Here is a 16,529-nt window from a genome sequence, read left to right as displayed (position 1 = left end):
TCCTAAATCTAATAACCAACTTTTATGGTGTGCCACCACCACCAGCGCCGCCAGCTCCTCCAGCACCACCTCCTTTACCACCGCCTCTGCTAGTTTTACTCTGTATAGCTTTAGATACCTTGGCAGCACCTTTACCTGCGGCTTGTTGCGTATATTCCATAGCTTTATTAAATAATGCCATCGGACTTACGGCTCCACCCATAGATTGTACACCAGAAATATCGGCAGCGATTGACTCTACCATTCCTATAAAGAAGAAGAATAGGAACATAAATAGCAATGACTGCAAGACACTATCCATTGCATTAGCACATGCTTGCCAAAATTCATCATCTTTAGGACAGCCCTCGGTACCACTAGATCCAATACATTGCATTAAAAACCCAAAACTTGTTTTACAATCTGCTTGCTCTTGTGAGGTAGCCTCATCATTGATTTTCAGTTCCCACATTGTCCAGGTTCTATTGCCCATACTGCTGCCAAACATAGTATTCATAAAGTTTGTCATCGTTGTGCTTTGATCATTTGCCTGCTGCCACTTACAACCTGGAGTTGGAAAAATAATATCATCCATAATTGCAAACATGAATGCTAGAAATGACATTAAAATAATCGGCTGAACCGTGTTTCCTATTAAAGTTTTCAGCCAGCCCTCATACATTTGTTTGGTTTGATTAAATAGCGCCATAGGTACAAATATAGGTGCTAAGAATGTTATTATAGTTATCACAATAAGAGATATCATAAACGAATGTACAACGTGAATTATTATTCCTATAAAGAAACATGCAAATAGCAATGTAATTAATGCGATTAATAAGAATAACGGGTTGAACATTAAACCTAATAAAGTTGCAATTGATCCTAATATATTAGCGCCTGTTCTTGCTACCGAATTAATACCGAGATAATATCCCATTCTACAATCTAAGTAATCCCACGCCATAATCATTTTATTGGAATAGCTTTCCATTGGATACATACACAAACCGCCCTCATTTCCAGCGGTCACGGCTATTTGCGATAATTGTATAGCAGCGCCTATAAAGAAATTAAAGATTTCTTCTACACCATGACTATATCCACCACTTGTTCTAAATCCAACAGAGAAATATATTACAAGTAGCATTTTCATCAGGAATAAAAACGCCTCTCCTTTGCTAACCTCTCTAACCAGTGTTAATTTTATACCAAAAAATATTATATATAATGTAAGAAGCATCATCACAATATTTCTTAAATTTTCCTGAAATGCCGCTAAAGCTGTTTTACAATTTTCCGTTCCATCACCAAGGAAAAAAGTTTTGACTGCCTGATGCACGCACTCGACAAGTGGTGCTGTTACTGGTAAAAATGACTTAGAATCTTCAAGAACACGATTAGAACATAGCTGGGTACTCACATAACATTTTCCACCCCCTGAACCTTCATATTTTGGCATCTGTCTATATTTACAACCAACTGTTCTGTACCCAAGTGTCATGGCCCATTGAACACAAAGCATATCACCAACATTTTTACCTCTTAAAGAGATGAGACCGTGGCTTATTGTTTCACCATCTTTTAAACCCTTACCATTCGGCTTATAAACTGGACCAACATCAAACAGACCAAAAAATGAAGGAATATAGACATATTTAATACCCTCACGATCTTCTTCTGAAATATCATCACCGTTTTTTACTGGATTAGTACACGATGTTTCAGTCTCACCCTCTGGATGTATCATTCTAAAATCATTAGAAAACCAGTAATATATACCAAGAGTTGCTAATATATTGATTAGCCTGTCAAAAGAATACATTTGAATACACGAGTCATCCTTTCTTTCGTTTGGAATATCGAATACTCCATCCAGTCTGCCATCATCTTCAGCAAAGGCTGAGAAACTAATTGATAAAATCAAAAATATTGTTGTAATAAATTTAAACATATTTACCCTGCTTTCTTGCCTACTCTTTCATAAAATATTGGTAACCATTTTTTCGGATCATTTCCGACTTCATTTCTTATTTCATCAAGTAATAATACTGTATCCGATCTTCCCGACAAAACATTTATAATATTTGTCATACCTGCTAAATTTATCCTTGCTACCACCGCATCATTTCCTTGTTTAACTAGGAAATAACGGCTACTTGGATCTGTTGTTTTAATGAGTGTAAATTCCCTTGCGGACAGCATAAATGAAGTTCTGTAAACTTCAGTTGCTTTTAAATTTGGAAGGAATATTTGAGTCGCTGTTTGCTGTATAAGTGTATCGCTAATTTGGCTTTTACTAGCATCCTCAACACTTTGAGTAGCAAATATAACAAACGTATTTAGTTTTCTGAGTACCTTTAGCCAGTCTTTAATTTTAGGGGCAAATACAGGATTATCAATTAATGCCCATGCTTCATCAAGCACAATCATTGTTGGCGTACCGTCGAGTGATATATTAATTCTATGAAATAAATATGTGAGTATTGGAGATAAGCATAAAGAATCTTTCAAAAGCTCTCCCATTTCAAAGCCAAATATTTTTGAATTATCAAAATTCAGGCTATCCGTATCATTATCAAATACCTGCGCTCTATTTCCTGAGCCATACCACATTGTAAGCCTTGAGGCTATGCTCCCAGGCGAAGCTATCCCTAGGAATGGCGCTATATTTGAAAGTCTGCGATCTTCAGGCTTTAATTTATAATTGCCATTAACAGCATCGCTGATCAAAGCTATATCCTCAGCAGAAAGTTGTTCATTATTAGTTGTCACCAGTAATTTTATAAGTTCAATTAAAAAGTTCCTGTTTGCAGGGCTATCTGGTAGCTGACATGGATTAAAGTTACATTTTGTACCGCTATTAATCATATTATATACGCCGCCCAAAGCTCTGATAAAAATCTCAGCACCTCTATCTTTATCAAAAAAGAACATGCGGCATTTATACTTTTGTGCCTGAGCGCATAAAAAGTTCATAAGAACAGTTTTACCAGCCCCTGTAGGTCCTATTATTAAAGTATGCCCTACATCTCTTAAATGGAAATTAAAATAGTAAGGGGTTCCTGATGTGGTGTCTAGCACTGTAACATATTCACCCCAATGATTACCGTATTTTTTGCCAACAGGATAATTATGCATTGAATTAAACCCTGATAAGTTTAATGTATTTATCTGGGATTTTCTAGCTACAAAATCATAGTTACCTGGTAATTGCGCCCAAAATGCTGGCTCCATATTCATTTTTTCACGTACAGCCATCATACCTGTATTAGATAGCTCAACAACTGCCATAGCAATAGCATTATCAAGAAGCTTTATAGAGTCTTCTATACACATAACAGATAAGTGATGCTCACCAAATCCTATGTTTCCACTCATTGCCATATCTAATGCATCTGTAATTTCTGCGATTTGTGATACAGCTTTATCTCCAGAGTTTGCCATACGATTTTGCTGCATTTGCATACTTTCAATAGCAACCTGCCTGTTAATGAAATAAAATGACTGAGTTATTACAAATTCAAATGGCATTTGTAAAAAGCCATCTAAAAGTCCTGCAGATGTTTTAGGGCCATATTCCTTAATACTTATCATTCCAGCATATTTACTTGAATGAGGGCCTCTTAACTCTATAGACTTTGCACCAAAGAAATGCCTAACTTTTCCTAAGTACCTATCAATTCTTGAAGTAGGAACATGAACTTTCTCATCTTCTGTCCATGACCAGTTAATAATTTTAGACATAAACTCTAAAATTTCTGAATACGTACCTTCTGGTGTTTCAACAATACTTAAAACTTTTGGACTATATTCACTTAAACTTGTAACCACCCTGCTCACTGCTTCTTCTAATTGCTCATAGAATTCACGCATATTGCGTTCCCAGGCTTTTTTATCGGTTTTTTGCTGAACACTTTTGAATAAATGCTCAATAATAGCAGCACCTTTTGTATCTGCTTTTCTTATAACAGTAATATATAAGTCATTTGTAAAAGCGTGTTGGTTTTGGGTCTTCTTTTTCCATTCTTTATCTACATAAGTAGAAAAATCTTCTTCAAGCTTAATGTTTGGATCTATAGCTTCTTCTTTAGCCGTATAAACACTTTGCTTTCTTCTAACAATATGAAAATATAATGCAAGGTTACCTGTAGCCAAACCTTTGAAAAGCATATTTCTAACATTCTTTTTAATATCCAGATCTTCATCGTCAGCTGTTTCAAAAGAAAATCCATTAATTTTTATCACCTGGATCATTTCATCTTTTTTAGTAAGCAATGTCTTTCTATTCCAGTGACATTTATAAGGTATAAATTCCTGCATAGATGTTTCACGATCTGCATATTTTGAATATTTAGATTTTTTTGTGAACATGTTAAACATTAACATACCATTTTAATATGGATCATAGGAATTAGCCCCATGAAACAATTTATTTCTACATTTATTGCATTTTTGCGTTTTAACAAAAAACAAATCCATAAACCTTGGTTCTCTAAAAGAAATTAAATACCCAACTAAATGCGCAAGTGCCATGGCAATCATTGACTTGATTTTAGCTTCAAAGTTAATGAACATCAAAACCCCAACCATAACATTCACTACTAAATATGTTTGAGGCACGCCACCAAGCATAGGTGGACGTGTTAAGCCTACAAAAAGAGGATCACTTTCTATTTTCCCTTCAGACATATCTACCAAAATTTATTTATTAATATTATAATAAACCTATTCTCTATACATTTCAATAAACAATTGAACTATATAGAAATATGAGTTAACAATTTCCTTTGATGTCTAAATCATAGAAGCAATTGATTAACGTTTCCTTTAAATTTGTCATATCATTTTTTAAATGCATAGTTGGATTTATGACAAAAGTATCACACAAATTCATTCCAAATTGAAAATCAGGATGCATAATTTTTGTTCTGATGTTTAAATATTGTTTTTTATTAGTCTCGGTAATTTTTATTAATTCGTCTTTTATATCAATTTCTTTAACTGGATACCATATAATAATAGTGCTGTTACTGAATGATTTAAGAAGATAACTAACCGATGACTTTATACTTTCAAAATCTTTATGTTTTTCAAAAGCAGGATCAATAATAATGACACCCCTTTTTTCTGTGGTTGGTAACAAAGCCTTTATAGCTTCAAAACCGTCTCTATTATGTAAAATGATATTTGGCTTCTTATATTGTATTAAATTATCTATGGCTGGTTTATGACTATCAATAAAAAAAGCCCTGTCAATTTCTCTCATCAAATGACTTATTATTAAAGATGATCCTGGATAATAACGTAACTTATTTTCGTTATAATTTTTTATAATATTATAGTAAACTGGAGCTGTTTCTTCTAATTTATCAAACACACTTTTAACACCAAAGCTCGCTTCACCACTACGATTTGCCTCAGGTGAATTTAGATCATATAATCCGTAACCTGCATGACTATCAAAAAAAATGATTGGTTTATTTTTATTTTTGTAATACTCTATTGTACTAATTAGGGTATAATGCTTTACTATGTCTGCAAAATTACCCGCATGATATTTGTGGCTATAATTCATTGGTTTATTGGTTACTTTAAATGGATAAAAAAATTAATCCCAAGACTTATCATACAATCACAGATTTTTATGCCTCTAGAATACTTGATATTATAGATCAAAATATCAAATTTAACAAACGTTCTTGTTATTTTCTTGTTGAAATTAAAAACTTCAATAACCTTTTATTTTTATATGGAAATCAGGACACCTATAAAATGGTGGAAAATTTAGGTGTTGCTATTCAGACTGATTCTTTGAGAGTCGAGGTTATAAACCATAACCACTACTTGTGCATTATTAATGAGTATAAAGATGATAAAGAAATTTTATCTATTGCATACGAGATATTTGCTAAAATGCATGAGTTTGGTTTTAATAAAAATAACGCTCATTTTTACTTCCATTCAGTTATAGGGTTTTATCACACTAACTACGAAGATAATCAATATTCTCAGGATGTAATAAACAAATGTATTATAGCACTTGATCACGCTAAAAACTCTCAGGAAAATTTTTGTAGTTTCAAACAGGTACTAGCTATAAGGCAAGAACTACAAAAAGAAATACAGCAAGCAAACTTTGTTCATAAATCATTACATTTTAAAAATTATAGTTTAGCTTTTCAGCCTATAGTGGACAGCATTACAGGTGACATTCATTATTACGAAGCTTTATTAAGACTTAAGAATGATAAGGGCGAGCTAATTTCAATCGGACCTTACATAACTACTGCTGAAAAATATGGATTTATCAATTTGATAGACAATATATCCATGGAAATGACTATTGATATGCTATATAAGCACTCAGAATTATGTATGGGTTTTAATATTTCAAGTTTAAGCTTTGAAAGCGAAGCTGCTTTTGAAAACATTTTATCTTATTTAAATTTACATCAGAAAGTATTACCACGGCTTATAGTAGAGATTACTGAAACATCTGTTATTAAGAACCTTGGTAAGGCAGCGATGTTTGTAGCTCAGCTTCAGAATTTAGGCTGCAGAGTTGCTATAGATGATTTTGGGGCAGGTTATACGTCGTTCAGACAAATTAAGGCTTTATCTGCTGATTACGTTAAAATTGACGGATCATTTATTAAAGATCTAGCGTCAGCATCCGATAACGTCATATTAGTATCAGCCTTTATTGACATGTGCCATAAACTGGGTATTAAAACTATTGCTGAATACGTTGAAAATGGCAATATAACTAAAACGTTAATCGAGCTTGGATGTAACTATTTACAAGGCAATTACTTTGCTCCTGCACAATCAGGCATTCCTATCGAACTGAACATGAATAATCAGGATAAGTAGCACTTAGTTCTTTACAGATTAATATTACCTAACCTTACTATATATTATTGACTTTAGCGCAACTCAAGGTTAATCTTTGTTTTATAAATTTAATTTTAGGTAACACGAATGACTAATGGAATTTCCAATAGACCTCTCTCGCCGCACATATCAATTTATAAACCCCAAATTTCTTCAATAACCTCTATATTTCACCGCATAACAGGCTTTGCATTATATATATCTCTAATAGGACTTATATGGTTACTTGCTGTTATGTTATATTGTAGCTATTCAGCAACAAACATTGATGAGATGCTAAGGGAATGCACCTGGCTATGCTATACATTTAAAGCATGCTTAGTAGGCGTACTATTTTCAACAAGTTATCATTTTTTAAATGGCATTAGACATTTAGCATGGGATGCTGGATACGGCTACAATATCAAACTTGCTACCTGTACTGGCAGTATTGTTATAGCTTTAAGCATACTTATTACAGCATTTTTATCTTATCCATACTTATTTTAGGTAGCATCAATGGCATTAAATGAATTTAAATCTGATATAGCAAAAGCTCGAAATTTAGGTAGCGTCAAATCTGGCACCAATCATTACATCCATCAGCGTTTTAGTGCATTGTTACTAATTCCAGCTGTAATTTGGGCTGTATATTCAATATATATTTATCCTCAACTAGATGGGGTTTCAATATTTGGCTTTATCTCAAGACCGATCAATACTATTTTTGCTATTTATTTTGCGGTAGTGGGTTTATATCACGGTATGCTAGGCGTAAAGGTAATAATTGAAGATTATGTCTACTCAGAAAAGACAAAAACACTTTCTTTTATGGTTTTGTACTTATCTTGCTATCTTACAATGGCTATAGCTGTGGTTAGCATTATAAGCATCCATATTAAATTTTTCCTACAAACAACTTTATTGAGTTAGTATTATGACACAAGCGTATAAATTTATTGATCACGAATTTGATGTAGTAGTTGTAGGTGCTGGCGGGGCAGGGCTTAGAGCTACATTTGGTATGGCTGAAGCTGGTCTCAAAACTGCCTGTATAAGTAAGGTTTTCCCAACCAGAAGCCACACAGTTGCAGCTCAAGGCGGTATTTCAGCGGCTCTTGGCAATATGGGTGAAGACGACTGGCGCTGGCATATGTATGATACTATTAAAGGATCTGACTGGCTAGGTGACCAGGATGCAATCCAATATATGTGCCAAGAAGCAATTCCTGCGATTATTGAACTTGAGCATTATGGCGTACCGTTTTCACGTACCAAAGAAGGTAAAATTTATCAACGTCCATTTGGCGGAATGACAACTCAGTATGGTGAGGGTAAGCCTGCACAAAGAACATGTGCAGCAGCTGATAGAACAGGACACGCTATTTTACATACATTATACCAACAATCCCTTAAATTTAACGCTGAATTCTTCATTGAGTATTTTGCTATTGATTTAATTATGGATGAGAAAGGTGATTGCAAAGGGGTAGTTGCATTAAATTTAGCTGATGGGACTTTACACCGTTTCAAAGGTCATATTGTAGCCTTAGCTACGGGCGGATATGGAAGAGCATATTTTTCTGCAACATCTGCTCATACTTGTACAGGCGATGGTAATGCAATGTGTACCAGAGCAGGAATACCACTTCAGGATATGGAATTTGTTCAGTTCCATCCAACAGGAGTATATGGCGCAGGTTGCCTTATAACTGAAGGCGTAAGGGGCGAGGGTGGTTATTTGGTAAATGCAAATGGTGAAAGATTTATGGAAAGATACGCTCCATCTGTAAAAGACTTAGCATCGCGTGACGTAGTAAGCAGGGCAATGACAGTTGAAATAAGAGAGGGAAGAGGCTGCGGTACTAACAAAGACCACATTTATTTACATCTCGATCACTTAGATAGCAATATCATTCATGAGAGACTTCCTGGTATTTCTGAAACAGCTAAGATCTTCGCAGGCGTTGATGTAACAAAACAGCCAATTCCTGTACTTCCTACAGTACACTATAATATGGGCGGCGTACCAACAAATTATAAAACAGAAGTATTAAATCCAAAAGCTAATGATCCTAACCATGTTGTAAACGGTCTTATGGCAATAGGTGAAGCAGCATGCGTATCAGTGCATGGTGCAAATCGTTTAGGATCAAACTCACTTTTAGATTTAGTAGTATTTGGAAGAGCAGCAGCTCACCGCGCAAAAGAACTAGTAAAACCTGGAACAAAACATGCACCATTTAAGCAAAACGATGGTGACTTTGCAGTAGCAAGACTTGATAAAATCAGAAATGCAAACGGCACTACTTCAACAGCCGAACTAAGACTTGAGATGCAAAGAGTAATGCAAAACCATGCTGCGGTATTTAGAACTGAAGAAAGCCTAAAAGAAGGCTGTGAGAAAATTGATCAAACCTTCAACAAATTTGAAAGTTTAAAAATTGCAGACAGGTCACTCATTTGGAACTCTGACCTTATTGAAGCTTTAGAGCTTGATAATTTAAGATCTCAGGCTGTTATTACAATGCACAGCGCTTATAATCGTAAAGAGAGCAGGGGTGCGCATGCAAGAGAAGATTACCCTGACAGAGACGACCAAAACTGGATGAAACATACTCTTTGTCATATTGACGATAAAGGGAAAACCACAATTGATTACAGACCTGTTATCATGCAAACTCTTACTGACGAAGCTAAAGTTGTACCTCCTAAGAAAAGAGTTTATTAAAACAAAGAATAATTTTATAATAAATATGTAATACATACAAAATAGGTTATTAAAAATGGTTGAACTGGCATTACCTAAAAATTCTAAAGTTAAAAAGGGAAAGGCTCATAAGCTTAACTACAAAGCTTCTAAAGTTAAAAAAGTCAATATTTACAGATATGATCCAGATAAAGGAGAAAATCCATCAGTTGACACATTTGAGTTAGACCTTGAAAAATGCGGTCCTATGGTACTTGATGCGCTTATCAAGCTTAAAGGTGAAGAAGATAGCTCACTGACTTTTAGAAGGTCTTGCAGGGAAGGTATTTGCGGAAGCTGCGCAATGAATATTGATGGTACAAATACTCTCGCTTGTACTAAATCTATTGATGATATTAAAGGTGATATTAATATATATCCGCTCCCTCATATGCCAGTAATCAAAGACTTAGTACCTGATCTTAGTCATTTTTATGCTCAGCATAAATCAATTGAACCATGGCTTAAATCTGATACGCCTGTTCAGACAAACAAAGAAAGACTACAATCACCTGAAGATAGAGCTAAACTTGACGGTCTTTATGAATGTATCCTTTGCGCTTGCTGTTCTACAAGCTGCCCAAGCTACTGGTGGAATGGTGATAAATATTTAGGTCCTGCTATATTACTTCAGGCATATAGATGGCTTGCAGATTCACGTGATGATGCTACAGGTGAACGTTTAGATCAGTTAGAAGATCCATTTAAACTTTACAGATGCCACACTATTATGAACTGTGCAAATACCTGCCCTAAAGGCTTAAATCCGGCTGAAGCAATAGGTAATATTAAGCAAATGATGGTAGAAAGGAAGGGTTAGGGTGTTATCTCAAGCTATAAGTTCTACAAATGCAGCTTCAATAGAGGTTGCAAAAGCAACAAAACTTGATAAAAAATCCATGCATGAATTATGTGAGGCAACTTTAGAGACTATCAAGCATAATAACGGCTTTAATATTGGTTTCTCAAGAAGATATAGCTATGACACAGACTCTATTGCTCAGTACTTTACTGGTGTTTTGGCTATACCGGAAAGAACACTGTTCATTGCATATTATAACGGTCTTATTGCAGGCTCAATACAGATGTTAAAGCAGCATCCTTCATATGAAACAATGGCTTTTGCTTGCTCTGTTGATAATCACTTCGTAGCGCCGTGGGCAAGAGGTCATGGTATCGCAAGAAAGCTTTTAGAAGCCGTAGAAGAAGAGGCAAGATATTTAGGCTTTTCTATGATGAAAGTAAGCGTAAGATCTACTAGAAGCGCTGCAATTAAACTTTATGAAGCATATGGCTTTATTAAGTGGGGATCTTTAGACAGATATGAATTTGTTGACGGAAAATATATTGGAGGTATTTTCTATTACAAAGATATCTAGAGAAAGGTAATTATATGCTGTACGACCCTAATAATGTATTTGCCAAAATACTTAGAAAAGAACTTCCTTGTAAAAAAGTATATGAAGATGACTATGTTTTATCATTTTATACGCTTGAACCGAAAGCACCCGTTCATGTTTTAGTAATTCCTAAGGTTGAAGCCGTTTCATTTCATGAGTTTTGCGCTGGCAATGACCCAGAATATATAGGTAATTTCTTTAAATCTGTTAGAAAAACTGTAGATATGTTAGATCTACCCAATGGGTACAGGATAGTTGCAAATACTGGTAAAGATAGCGGTCAAACCGTGTTTCATTTTCATGTGCACATTATAGGCGGCAAAATTCTTGGCGATGAAATGCCTGAGTAATGAAATGTTATATTTAAAATCAAAAAATGACTGACCACCCCCGGGAAGTAATTTTTTCTTCAATAAAGAATAGGGGGCTTGAATCGAAGATATAAATTATTCCCCTCGTTTTTTTCAAAAAACTCGCCCCCTGGTCATAATTTATATAATATTCATTGTTATATAAATGTTAAATAACCTACTTTCCTATACGCAATATTTATGCTATGAAAAATCCCATATAACTTATCTAGGAATATATGTCATGTTTAGATTTATTATTTTAGCTTTACTATTTTGTTTAAATACATTGAATCAATCACTAGCTGAAGAGCTTTTAATTTTCCCTAGCGATCATTCTAAAGAGCAAATTGTAAAAGCTCTTAATTCAGCTGAAAAATCTATTGATTTTGCTATGTATCGTTTGGAAGATAAAGAGATTATCAATATATTATCTTCTAAAAATCGGAAAGGAATAAAGGTAAGGGTGCTTCTTCATAAACCTGACCTTTATCATCCACCATTTGCCAATTCACAAAATAATGAAGCAGTAGAAATTCTTTTAAAAGCTGGAATATCTGTTAGTTATTTGGCAGATCATAAATATCTGTTGTCTCATTATAAATTTATTAACATAGATGATAAATTGTCACTAATTTCTACCTTAAACTTTGATGAAGGAAATTATAACTCTCGAAACTTCATTATCTCTGAAGACTCCCCTAAATTAGTTCAAAAATACCGTGAAATATTTGATAATGACTTTAACGATAAACCTGAAATAAATGATCAAAATGCACCAGCTTTATTCAAAAACCATGGCATTGTTTTGGGGCCAAATGGACAAAGAAAAATTCTAGAAGAATTAATTAAATCTGCCAACAAATCGATTCATATTTACATGCAGGATCTTTCAGACCCTGAAATTGGCTTATTATTAAATAAAAAGGCGAAAGAAGGCGTTAGAGTTGAGGTTATTATGTCAGCTGCCCCATTTGGAGGAATGGATTTTAACCGTGTAAACCATACTTTGATTTCTGACGCAGGAGGTAAAATTTATTTTTTACCAAGCTACAAACTATATATACATGCAAAAACTGTTTTAATTGACCCACAAACCTCAAACGCGCGTGCTTATGTAGGTTCATGCAATTTATGGCATCAAGCCATTTCTGTGCAAAGAGAATTAGGCATTATAACAAAAAATAAAAAGACTATATCTAGTTTATACAATATATTTAAAGAAGATACAAAACTTGAGGTTAGCTATACAGAGGCTTTAGCTAAGTAATGAAGGTTTAGGGAGGAGCAAGTAATTCCTCCTCCCTTTTATTTTTACTTTTGTATAGATTGTATAATATTCATTCTTTCTTCAACCATTTCTCTAATTTTTGGATTTAAATCTGGCAAAACTATATTTGCTTCAAATTTTTTATCACTTTCAGCTGGAGCTATACCTACAAATTCATCTCTTACCATATATAAAGGAAATAAAATATTTTTAAAATAGAAACCAGCCTTAGCCGCAAAAGTTAATGCTCTTTCTCTATTCACTCTACTAAACTCTTCAGCCTTTGTTTTTAATTTTTCAGTGCTGAAAACTTCTTTAAGTTCAGAATATCTATCTTTATTATCTTCAACGTACCCGCTATATACTTCAGATATAGATATACCCTGTTTTTCAAAATTTGACAAAAACGGATTTCCTGAAATTTTTCCAAATCTTTTTTCTTCCTCAATATCTTTTCTTATATATTTTTCTGAATTTCTTCTAGTAAACGCCATAAGATTTGCAAAGTTTTCGCCGTATGTATTTTCTACTAAATTATAAAATTCTTCTGCTTTCAAATCTGTTTTATCGATTTCGATTTTATTCCATACTTTTTGTGAAAGAATTGCCGAAAGAATATTTACCATTTTATCTGAAACATTTCTTATTTCATCTCTAATTTTTGCAAGTTCTAAAAGATCCACTTTTTGATTTTGCATTTCTTTATATTTTAGCGAAATTTTTGCAAATTGAACTGAATAATATGATTGTAGATTTGCACAAGCAATAATAAATCTATCATTACTATTGTCTGTCATTTTATTTAAAACTTTATCATCTATTAAATTACGAACTAATTTACTGCATATAATAGTACTTATATGGGTATTATTATCTTCAAATTCATTACAACTTAGCTTAATGATTTCTTCTTCACTTAATATTTTTAATGCACTTCCAATTTCATTAAATACCTTAAAAACATTATATGACTTAGGAAGAGCCAGCAGAACGCTAGGCCATCTTAGAGGATTATTTACATGAGAAACTGAATTTAATATCGCAATATTAAAAGGTAAGTCAATCAATGGAAAGGTATCTATTAGTTTCTTACGCTCATCTGATTTTTTGCTCATATTATTATCTCCTGGGTTTTCAAGTTAATATATCTTAGCTTTAATATAATAATTAAATTAAATACTAGGTTTATATTCACGTTATAACAATACTAACCTTTGTCAAAATAATTATAAATTGAAACAACTATACTTTTGATAAAATAACTGTAACAAATACTAAATCTCCAGTATTTGTTATTGAGATATGCGTAGATAAACTAGGAAAAATATTTTCAGCATATATTTTTGTTTGATTATGAAGTTTTATAAATGGCTTGCCCTTATCGTCCCTTAATGTCTCTATTTCATTTAGTTTAATATGCTCGCCTATACCTGTACCAACTGCCTTAGAAAAAGCTTCTTTTGCGGCAAATCTTCCTGCTAAGAATTTATTCTTATATAAAGGTTTTTGATTTGCTAGTTCTATTTCTTTTGGGGTAAATATACGTAATAATTGCTCATCCGTATATTTTGAAGTAATTTTTAGGAAACGATCTATTTCTAAAACATCATTTCCTAAGCCGTAAATCATTTTAATTACTTAAAAGCTGGATTAATTTATCAAGTTGTTCAAGTGACGAAAAATGAATCACCATTCTTCCACCATCACCAGTTTCCTGAACCATAACTCTCATACCCAGGTTTTCAGAAAGACTTTTTTGTATGTAATCTAAATCATCATCCAGAGGGTGGTTATCATCTTCAAACTGATTAAATTCCTTTTCCTTTCTGCCTGAATATTCTTTCCGAGAAGAACGCATATTTTTGCCGCTACTTAAGTATCCTTCAAGATCTCTTACCGACATACCGTCAGTACCTACCTTTTTAGCTATTTCCTCTTGCTCTTCAAAGGAAAGGGGCATAATAACTTTAGCATGTCCTACTGTTAAAGCACCAACATCAACCATTTTTTGCACAAATGGCGCCATTGATAAAAGTCTTAACATGTTTGTAACATGACTTCTACTTTTGCCCACAGCTTTAGAAAGTTGTTCGTGGCTATAACTAAACTCTTCTGCTAATTTTTTATATGCTGCCGCTTCTTCAATTGGGGTGAGGGATTCACGTTGTAAATTCTCTAAGATAGCAATTTCAAGAGCAACGCTATCTTCAACGTTTTTTATAATCACAGGAACAGTCTCAAGTCCCGCCATTTTTGCTGCACGCCATCTTCTTTCACCAGCAATAATTTCAAATTTATCATTTAATTGTCTTACAATTATAGGTGATAAAATTCCTTTGTCTTTAACAGATAATGATAACTCATAAATTGTTTCATCGTTAAAATTGTGTCTTGGCTGATACTTACCAGGCACTAGATTTTCAATTTCAAGCTCTGTAATTGATTTTGAATTTTGGGCTGAAGATATAGGCATCTGTAAATTATCACTTTCATCATCAGCAAGTAGCGCTGATAAACCTTTACCTAATGTTCTATTCTTCATATTCAAACTCCATTGCTTTTTCTAAACTTTTTTCGTTTTGTAAAATCTCTCTTGCAAGTAATGCATATGCTTGCGATCCTGACGATCTGTGATCATATATAAGCGCAGGAATTCCATGAGATGGTGCTTCACTTATTTTGACATTACGCGGAATTACAACTTTAAAAACTTTCTCATTAAGGCATGACCTAACATCTTTTTCTACTTCATCAGTAAGCCTGTTCCTTTTATCATACATTGTAAGAAGTACACCTAATATCTCAAGATTAGGATTAATTCTTTTTTTTACTTTTTCTACAGTTTTAAGTAAATGCGCCAAACCTTCGAGAGCATAAAACTCACACTGAAGTGGTATAATTACACTTTCACACGCTGCCAATGCGTTGATTGTTGAAATACCCAGAGAAGGGGGGCAGTCTATGATTATTCTATCATAATCATTTATAATTTCATTAAGACATTTTTTTAAAATAAATTCACGCTCTGGAAAATCAATTAAATCAATTTCCGCTGCACTTAAATCAACTGTAGCAGGTATAATGTCTAATTTAGGAACTGAAGTTGGTATTATTGCATCTTTTATTGAGGTAAGACCAGTTATCACTTTGTAGATATTTTTCTGTTTTCTATAAATTGCATCTATACCAAAACCAGTTGATGCATTACCTTGAGAATCAAAATCTATAACCAATGTTTTTTGATCTATAGCTGCAAAAGAAGTCGCAAGATTAACTGCTGTTGTAGTTTTAGCAACTCCACCTTTTTGGTTCACAATTGCAATTACTTTATTTCTATTAAGAGTCATTTCTATTAATTTCTACAAAATTTGTTTCGTATAAGGACGTTTTTATTATATTAACCGTAAAATTCTGATTTTCCAAGGAATTTTTCTCTTCTAAGGCTTTTTTACCTTTAACTAAAATAGCTTTCTTTATTGATATTTCTTTTTCCATTAACTTCACGCAGTCTTCTACATTTAACAATCCTTTAGATAGAACTATAGAATTTTTATCATACGCAACCTTAGAGTAGTCGCTATTTTCAACATTAATACCCAGATCCAACATTTTAGAAATTTCCCTCAATATGTATGCTTTGTTGCGGTCAATTTCTACAAGCGTCATTTCTACATTTTTTATTATATAAACAATTATTCCAGGAACACCATTTCCTGAACCAATGTCATATATTTTATTAGAATCAATTAACTTATCCATTAGTAAAATTGGTTCTACGTGGAACTTTTTAAATTCTTCTTTGTTTAAAGATCCCACTAATCTGTATGCATTGTTAAATTTAAAAACGATATCTACAAACTCATTTATTTTGTTTAAAGTTCCATGTGGAACAGTATTTATCATAT

At 33.3% G+C, this 16,529-nt stretch carries 17 protein-coding genes; 8 read left to right on the top strand and 9 right to left on the bottom strand.

Annotated elements, in window-relative coordinates; all coding sequences use genetic code 11:
- Positions 1–22: 22 nt before the first annotated feature.
- The 4 genes from BGO27_01755 to BGO27_01740 all read right to left on the bottom strand — a co-directional run bounded on the left by BGO27_01755 (position 23) and on the right by BGO27_01740 (position 5,557).
- Positions 23–1,933, bottom strand: a complete 1,911-nt coding sequence (locus BGO27_01755; protein OJV14207.1) for a hypothetical protein — start codon at positions 1,931–1,933, stop codon at positions 23–25.
- 2 nt (positions 1,934–1,935) lie between these two features.
- Positions 1,936–4,368, bottom strand: a complete 2,433-nt coding sequence (locus BGO27_01750; protein OJV14206.1) for a type IV secretion system protein VirB4 — start codon at positions 4,366–4,368, stop codon at positions 1,936–1,938.
- A gap of 6 nt (positions 4,369–4,374) precedes the next feature.
- Positions 4,375–4,671, bottom strand: coding sequence for a hypothetical protein (locus BGO27_01745; GenBank protein OJV14205.1), 297 nt, complete (start codon positions 4,669–4,671; stop codon positions 4,375–4,377).
- An 85-nt stretch (positions 4,672–4,756) separates the two neighbouring features.
- The gene (locus BGO27_01740; GenBank protein ID OJV14204.1) at positions 4,757–5,557 is read right to left on the bottom strand and encodes a hypothetical protein; all 801 of its coding nucleotides are present in this window, start codon (positions 5,555–5,557) and stop codon (positions 4,757–4,759) included.
- A gap of 20 nt (positions 5,558–5,577) precedes the next feature.
- Between BGO27_01740 and BGO27_01735 the strand changes: the two genes are divergently transcribed.
- The 8 genes from BGO27_01735 to BGO27_01700 all read left to right on the top strand — a co-directional run bounded on the left by BGO27_01735 (position 5,578) and on the right by BGO27_01700 (position 12,624).
- The gene (locus BGO27_01735; GenBank protein OJV14203.1) at positions 5,578–6,855 is read left to right on the top strand and encodes a hypothetical protein; all 1,278 of its coding nucleotides are present in this window, start codon (positions 5,578–5,580) and stop codon (positions 6,853–6,855) included.
- A 108-nt stretch (positions 6,856–6,963) separates the two neighbouring features.
- Positions 6,964–7,365, top strand: a complete 402-nt coding sequence (locus tag BGO27_01730; protein ID OJV14202.1) for a succinate dehydrogenase, cytochrome b556 subunit — start codon at positions 6,964–6,966, stop codon at positions 7,363–7,365.
- A 9-nt stretch (positions 7,366–7,374) separates the two neighbouring features.
- Positions 7,375–7,788: a succinate dehydrogenase, hydrophobic membrane anchor protein gene (locus BGO27_01725; protein ID OJV14201.1), complete on the top strand. Its 414-nt coding sequence runs from the start codon at positions 7,375–7,377 to the stop codon at positions 7,786–7,788.
- Between the two features lie 4 nt (positions 7,789–7,792).
- Positions 7,793–9,586 carry a succinate dehydrogenase flavoprotein subunit gene (locus BGO27_01720; GenBank protein OJV14200.1) on the top strand — a complete coding sequence of 598 codons (1,794 nt, stop codon included), beginning with the start codon at positions 7,793–7,795 and terminating at the stop codon, positions 9,584–9,586.
- Positions 9,587–9,641: 55 nt separating this feature from the next.
- A complete protein-coding gene (locus BGO27_01715) occupies positions 9,642–10,424 on the top strand; it encodes a succinate dehydrogenase iron-sulfur subunit (protein ID OJV14199.1) in 783 nt (260 codons plus the stop codon).
- 1 nt (position 10,425) lies between these two features.
- Positions 10,426–10,983 carry a hypothetical protein gene (locus BGO27_01710; protein OJV14198.1) on the top strand — a complete coding sequence of 186 codons (558 nt, stop codon included), beginning with the start codon at positions 10,426–10,428 and terminating at the stop codon, positions 10,981–10,983.
- A gap of 14 nt (positions 10,984–10,997) precedes the next feature.
- Positions 10,998–11,354, top strand: coding sequence for a hypothetical protein (locus BGO27_01705; protein OJV14197.1), 357 nt, complete (start codon positions 10,998–11,000; stop codon positions 11,352–11,354).
- Between the two features lie 244 nt (positions 11,355–11,598).
- Positions 11,599–12,624 carry a hypothetical protein gene (locus BGO27_01700; protein ID OJV14196.1) on the top strand — a complete coding sequence of 342 codons (1,026 nt, stop codon included), beginning with the start codon at positions 11,599–11,601 and terminating at the stop codon, positions 12,622–12,624.
- Positions 12,625–12,668: 44 nt separating this feature from the next.
- Here BGO27_01700 and BGO27_01695 read toward each other — a convergent pair whose 3' ends face one another.
- The 5 genes from BGO27_01695 to BGO27_01675 all read right to left on the bottom strand — a co-directional run bounded on the left by BGO27_01695 (position 12,669) and on the right by BGO27_01675 (position 16,527).
- Positions 12,669–13,739 carry a hypothetical protein gene (locus BGO27_01695; GenBank protein ID OJV14195.1) on the bottom strand — a complete coding sequence of 357 codons (1,071 nt, stop codon included), beginning with the start codon at positions 13,737–13,739 and terminating at the stop codon, positions 12,669–12,671.
- A gap of 127 nt (positions 13,740–13,866) precedes the next feature.
- Positions 13,867–14,253, bottom strand: a complete 387-nt coding sequence (locus tag BGO27_01690) for a holo-[acyl-carrier-protein] synthase (GenBank protein ID OJV14194.1) — start codon at positions 14,251–14,253, stop codon at positions 13,867–13,869.
- Position 14,254: 1 nt separating this feature from the next.
- Positions 14,255–15,172: a hypothetical protein gene (locus BGO27_01685; protein ID OJV14193.1), complete on the bottom strand. Its 918-nt coding sequence runs from the start codon at positions 15,170–15,172 to the stop codon at positions 14,255–14,257.
- Complete coding sequence (locus BGO27_01680) at positions 15,156–15,971, bottom strand: chromosome partitioning protein ParA (protein OJV14192.1); 816 nt, start codon at positions 15,969–15,971, stop codon at positions 15,156–15,158. Before BGO27_01680 ends, BGO27_01685 begins: the two co-directional genes overlap by 17 nt.
- Positions 15,961–16,527: a hypothetical protein gene (locus BGO27_01675; protein ID OJV14191.1), complete on the bottom strand. Its 567-nt coding sequence runs from the start codon at positions 16,525–16,527 to the stop codon at positions 15,961–15,963. The genes BGO27_01680 and BGO27_01675 overlap by 11 nt, the downstream gene beginning before the upstream one ends.
- Between the last annotated feature and the right edge of the window lie 2 nt (positions 16,528–16,529).

This window comes from Alphaproteobacteria bacterium 33-17, assembly GCA_001897445.1.
In the GTDB taxonomy this organism is placed as follows: Bacteria; Pseudomonadota; Alphaproteobacteria; order Rickettsiales; family 33-17; genus 33-17.
Note: the sequence above shows the minus strand (reverse complement) of the source record. Positions and strands in the feature narration are given on the sequence as shown.

Bases quoted from the DNA above. Each gene is read 5' to 3' on its own strand.
- BGO27_01755 (OJV14207.1), bottom strand. From the start codon at position 1,933: ATGTTTAAATTTATTACAACAATATTTTTGATTTTATCAATTAGTTTC.
- BGO27_01750 (OJV14206.1), bottom strand. From the start codon at position 4,368: ATGTTAATGTTTAACATGTTCACAAAAAAATCTAAATATTCAAAATAT.
- BGO27_01745 (OJV14205.1), bottom strand. From the start codon at position 4,671: ATGTCTGAAGGGAAAATAGAAAGTGATCCTCTTTTTGTAGGCTTAACA.
- BGO27_01740 (OJV14204.1), bottom strand. From the start codon at position 5,557: ATGAATTATAGCCACAAATATCATGCGGGTAATTTTGCAGACATAGTA.
- BGO27_01735 (OJV14203.1), top strand. From the start codon at position 5,578: ATGGATAAAAAAATTAATCCCAAGACTTATCATACAATCACAGATTTT.
- BGO27_01730 (OJV14202.1), top strand. From the start codon at position 6,964: ATGACTAATGGAATTTCCAATAGACCTCTCTCGCCGCACATATCAATT.
- BGO27_01725 (OJV14201.1), top strand. From the start codon at position 7,375: ATGGCATTAAATGAATTTAAATCTGATATAGCAAAAGCTCGAAATTTA.
- BGO27_01720 (OJV14200.1), top strand. From the start codon at position 7,793: ATGACACAAGCGTATAAATTTATTGATCACGAATTTGATGTAGTAGTT.
- BGO27_01715 (OJV14199.1), top strand. From the start codon at position 9,642: ATGGTTGAACTGGCATTACCTAAAAATTCTAAAGTTAAAAAGGGAAAG.
- BGO27_01705 (OJV14197.1), top strand. From the start codon at position 10,998: ATGCTGTACGACCCTAATAATGTATTTGCCAAAATACTTAGAAAAGAA.
- BGO27_01700 (OJV14196.1), top strand. From the start codon at position 11,599: ATGTTTAGATTTATTATTTTAGCTTTACTATTTTGTTTAAATACATTG.
- BGO27_01695 (OJV14195.1), bottom strand. From the start codon at position 13,739: ATGAGCAAAAAATCAGATGAGCGTAAGAAACTAATAGATACCTTTCCA.
- BGO27_01690 (OJV14194.1), bottom strand. From the start codon at position 14,253: ATGATTTACGGCTTAGGAAATGATGTTTTAGAAATAGATCGTTTCCTA.
- BGO27_01680 (OJV14192.1), bottom strand. From the start codon at position 15,971: ATGACTCTTAATAGAAATAAAGTAATTGCAATTGTGAACCAAAAAGGT.
- BGO27_01675 (OJV14191.1), bottom strand. From the start codon at position 16,527: ATGATAAATACTGTTCCACATGGAACTTTAAACAAAATAAATGAGTTT.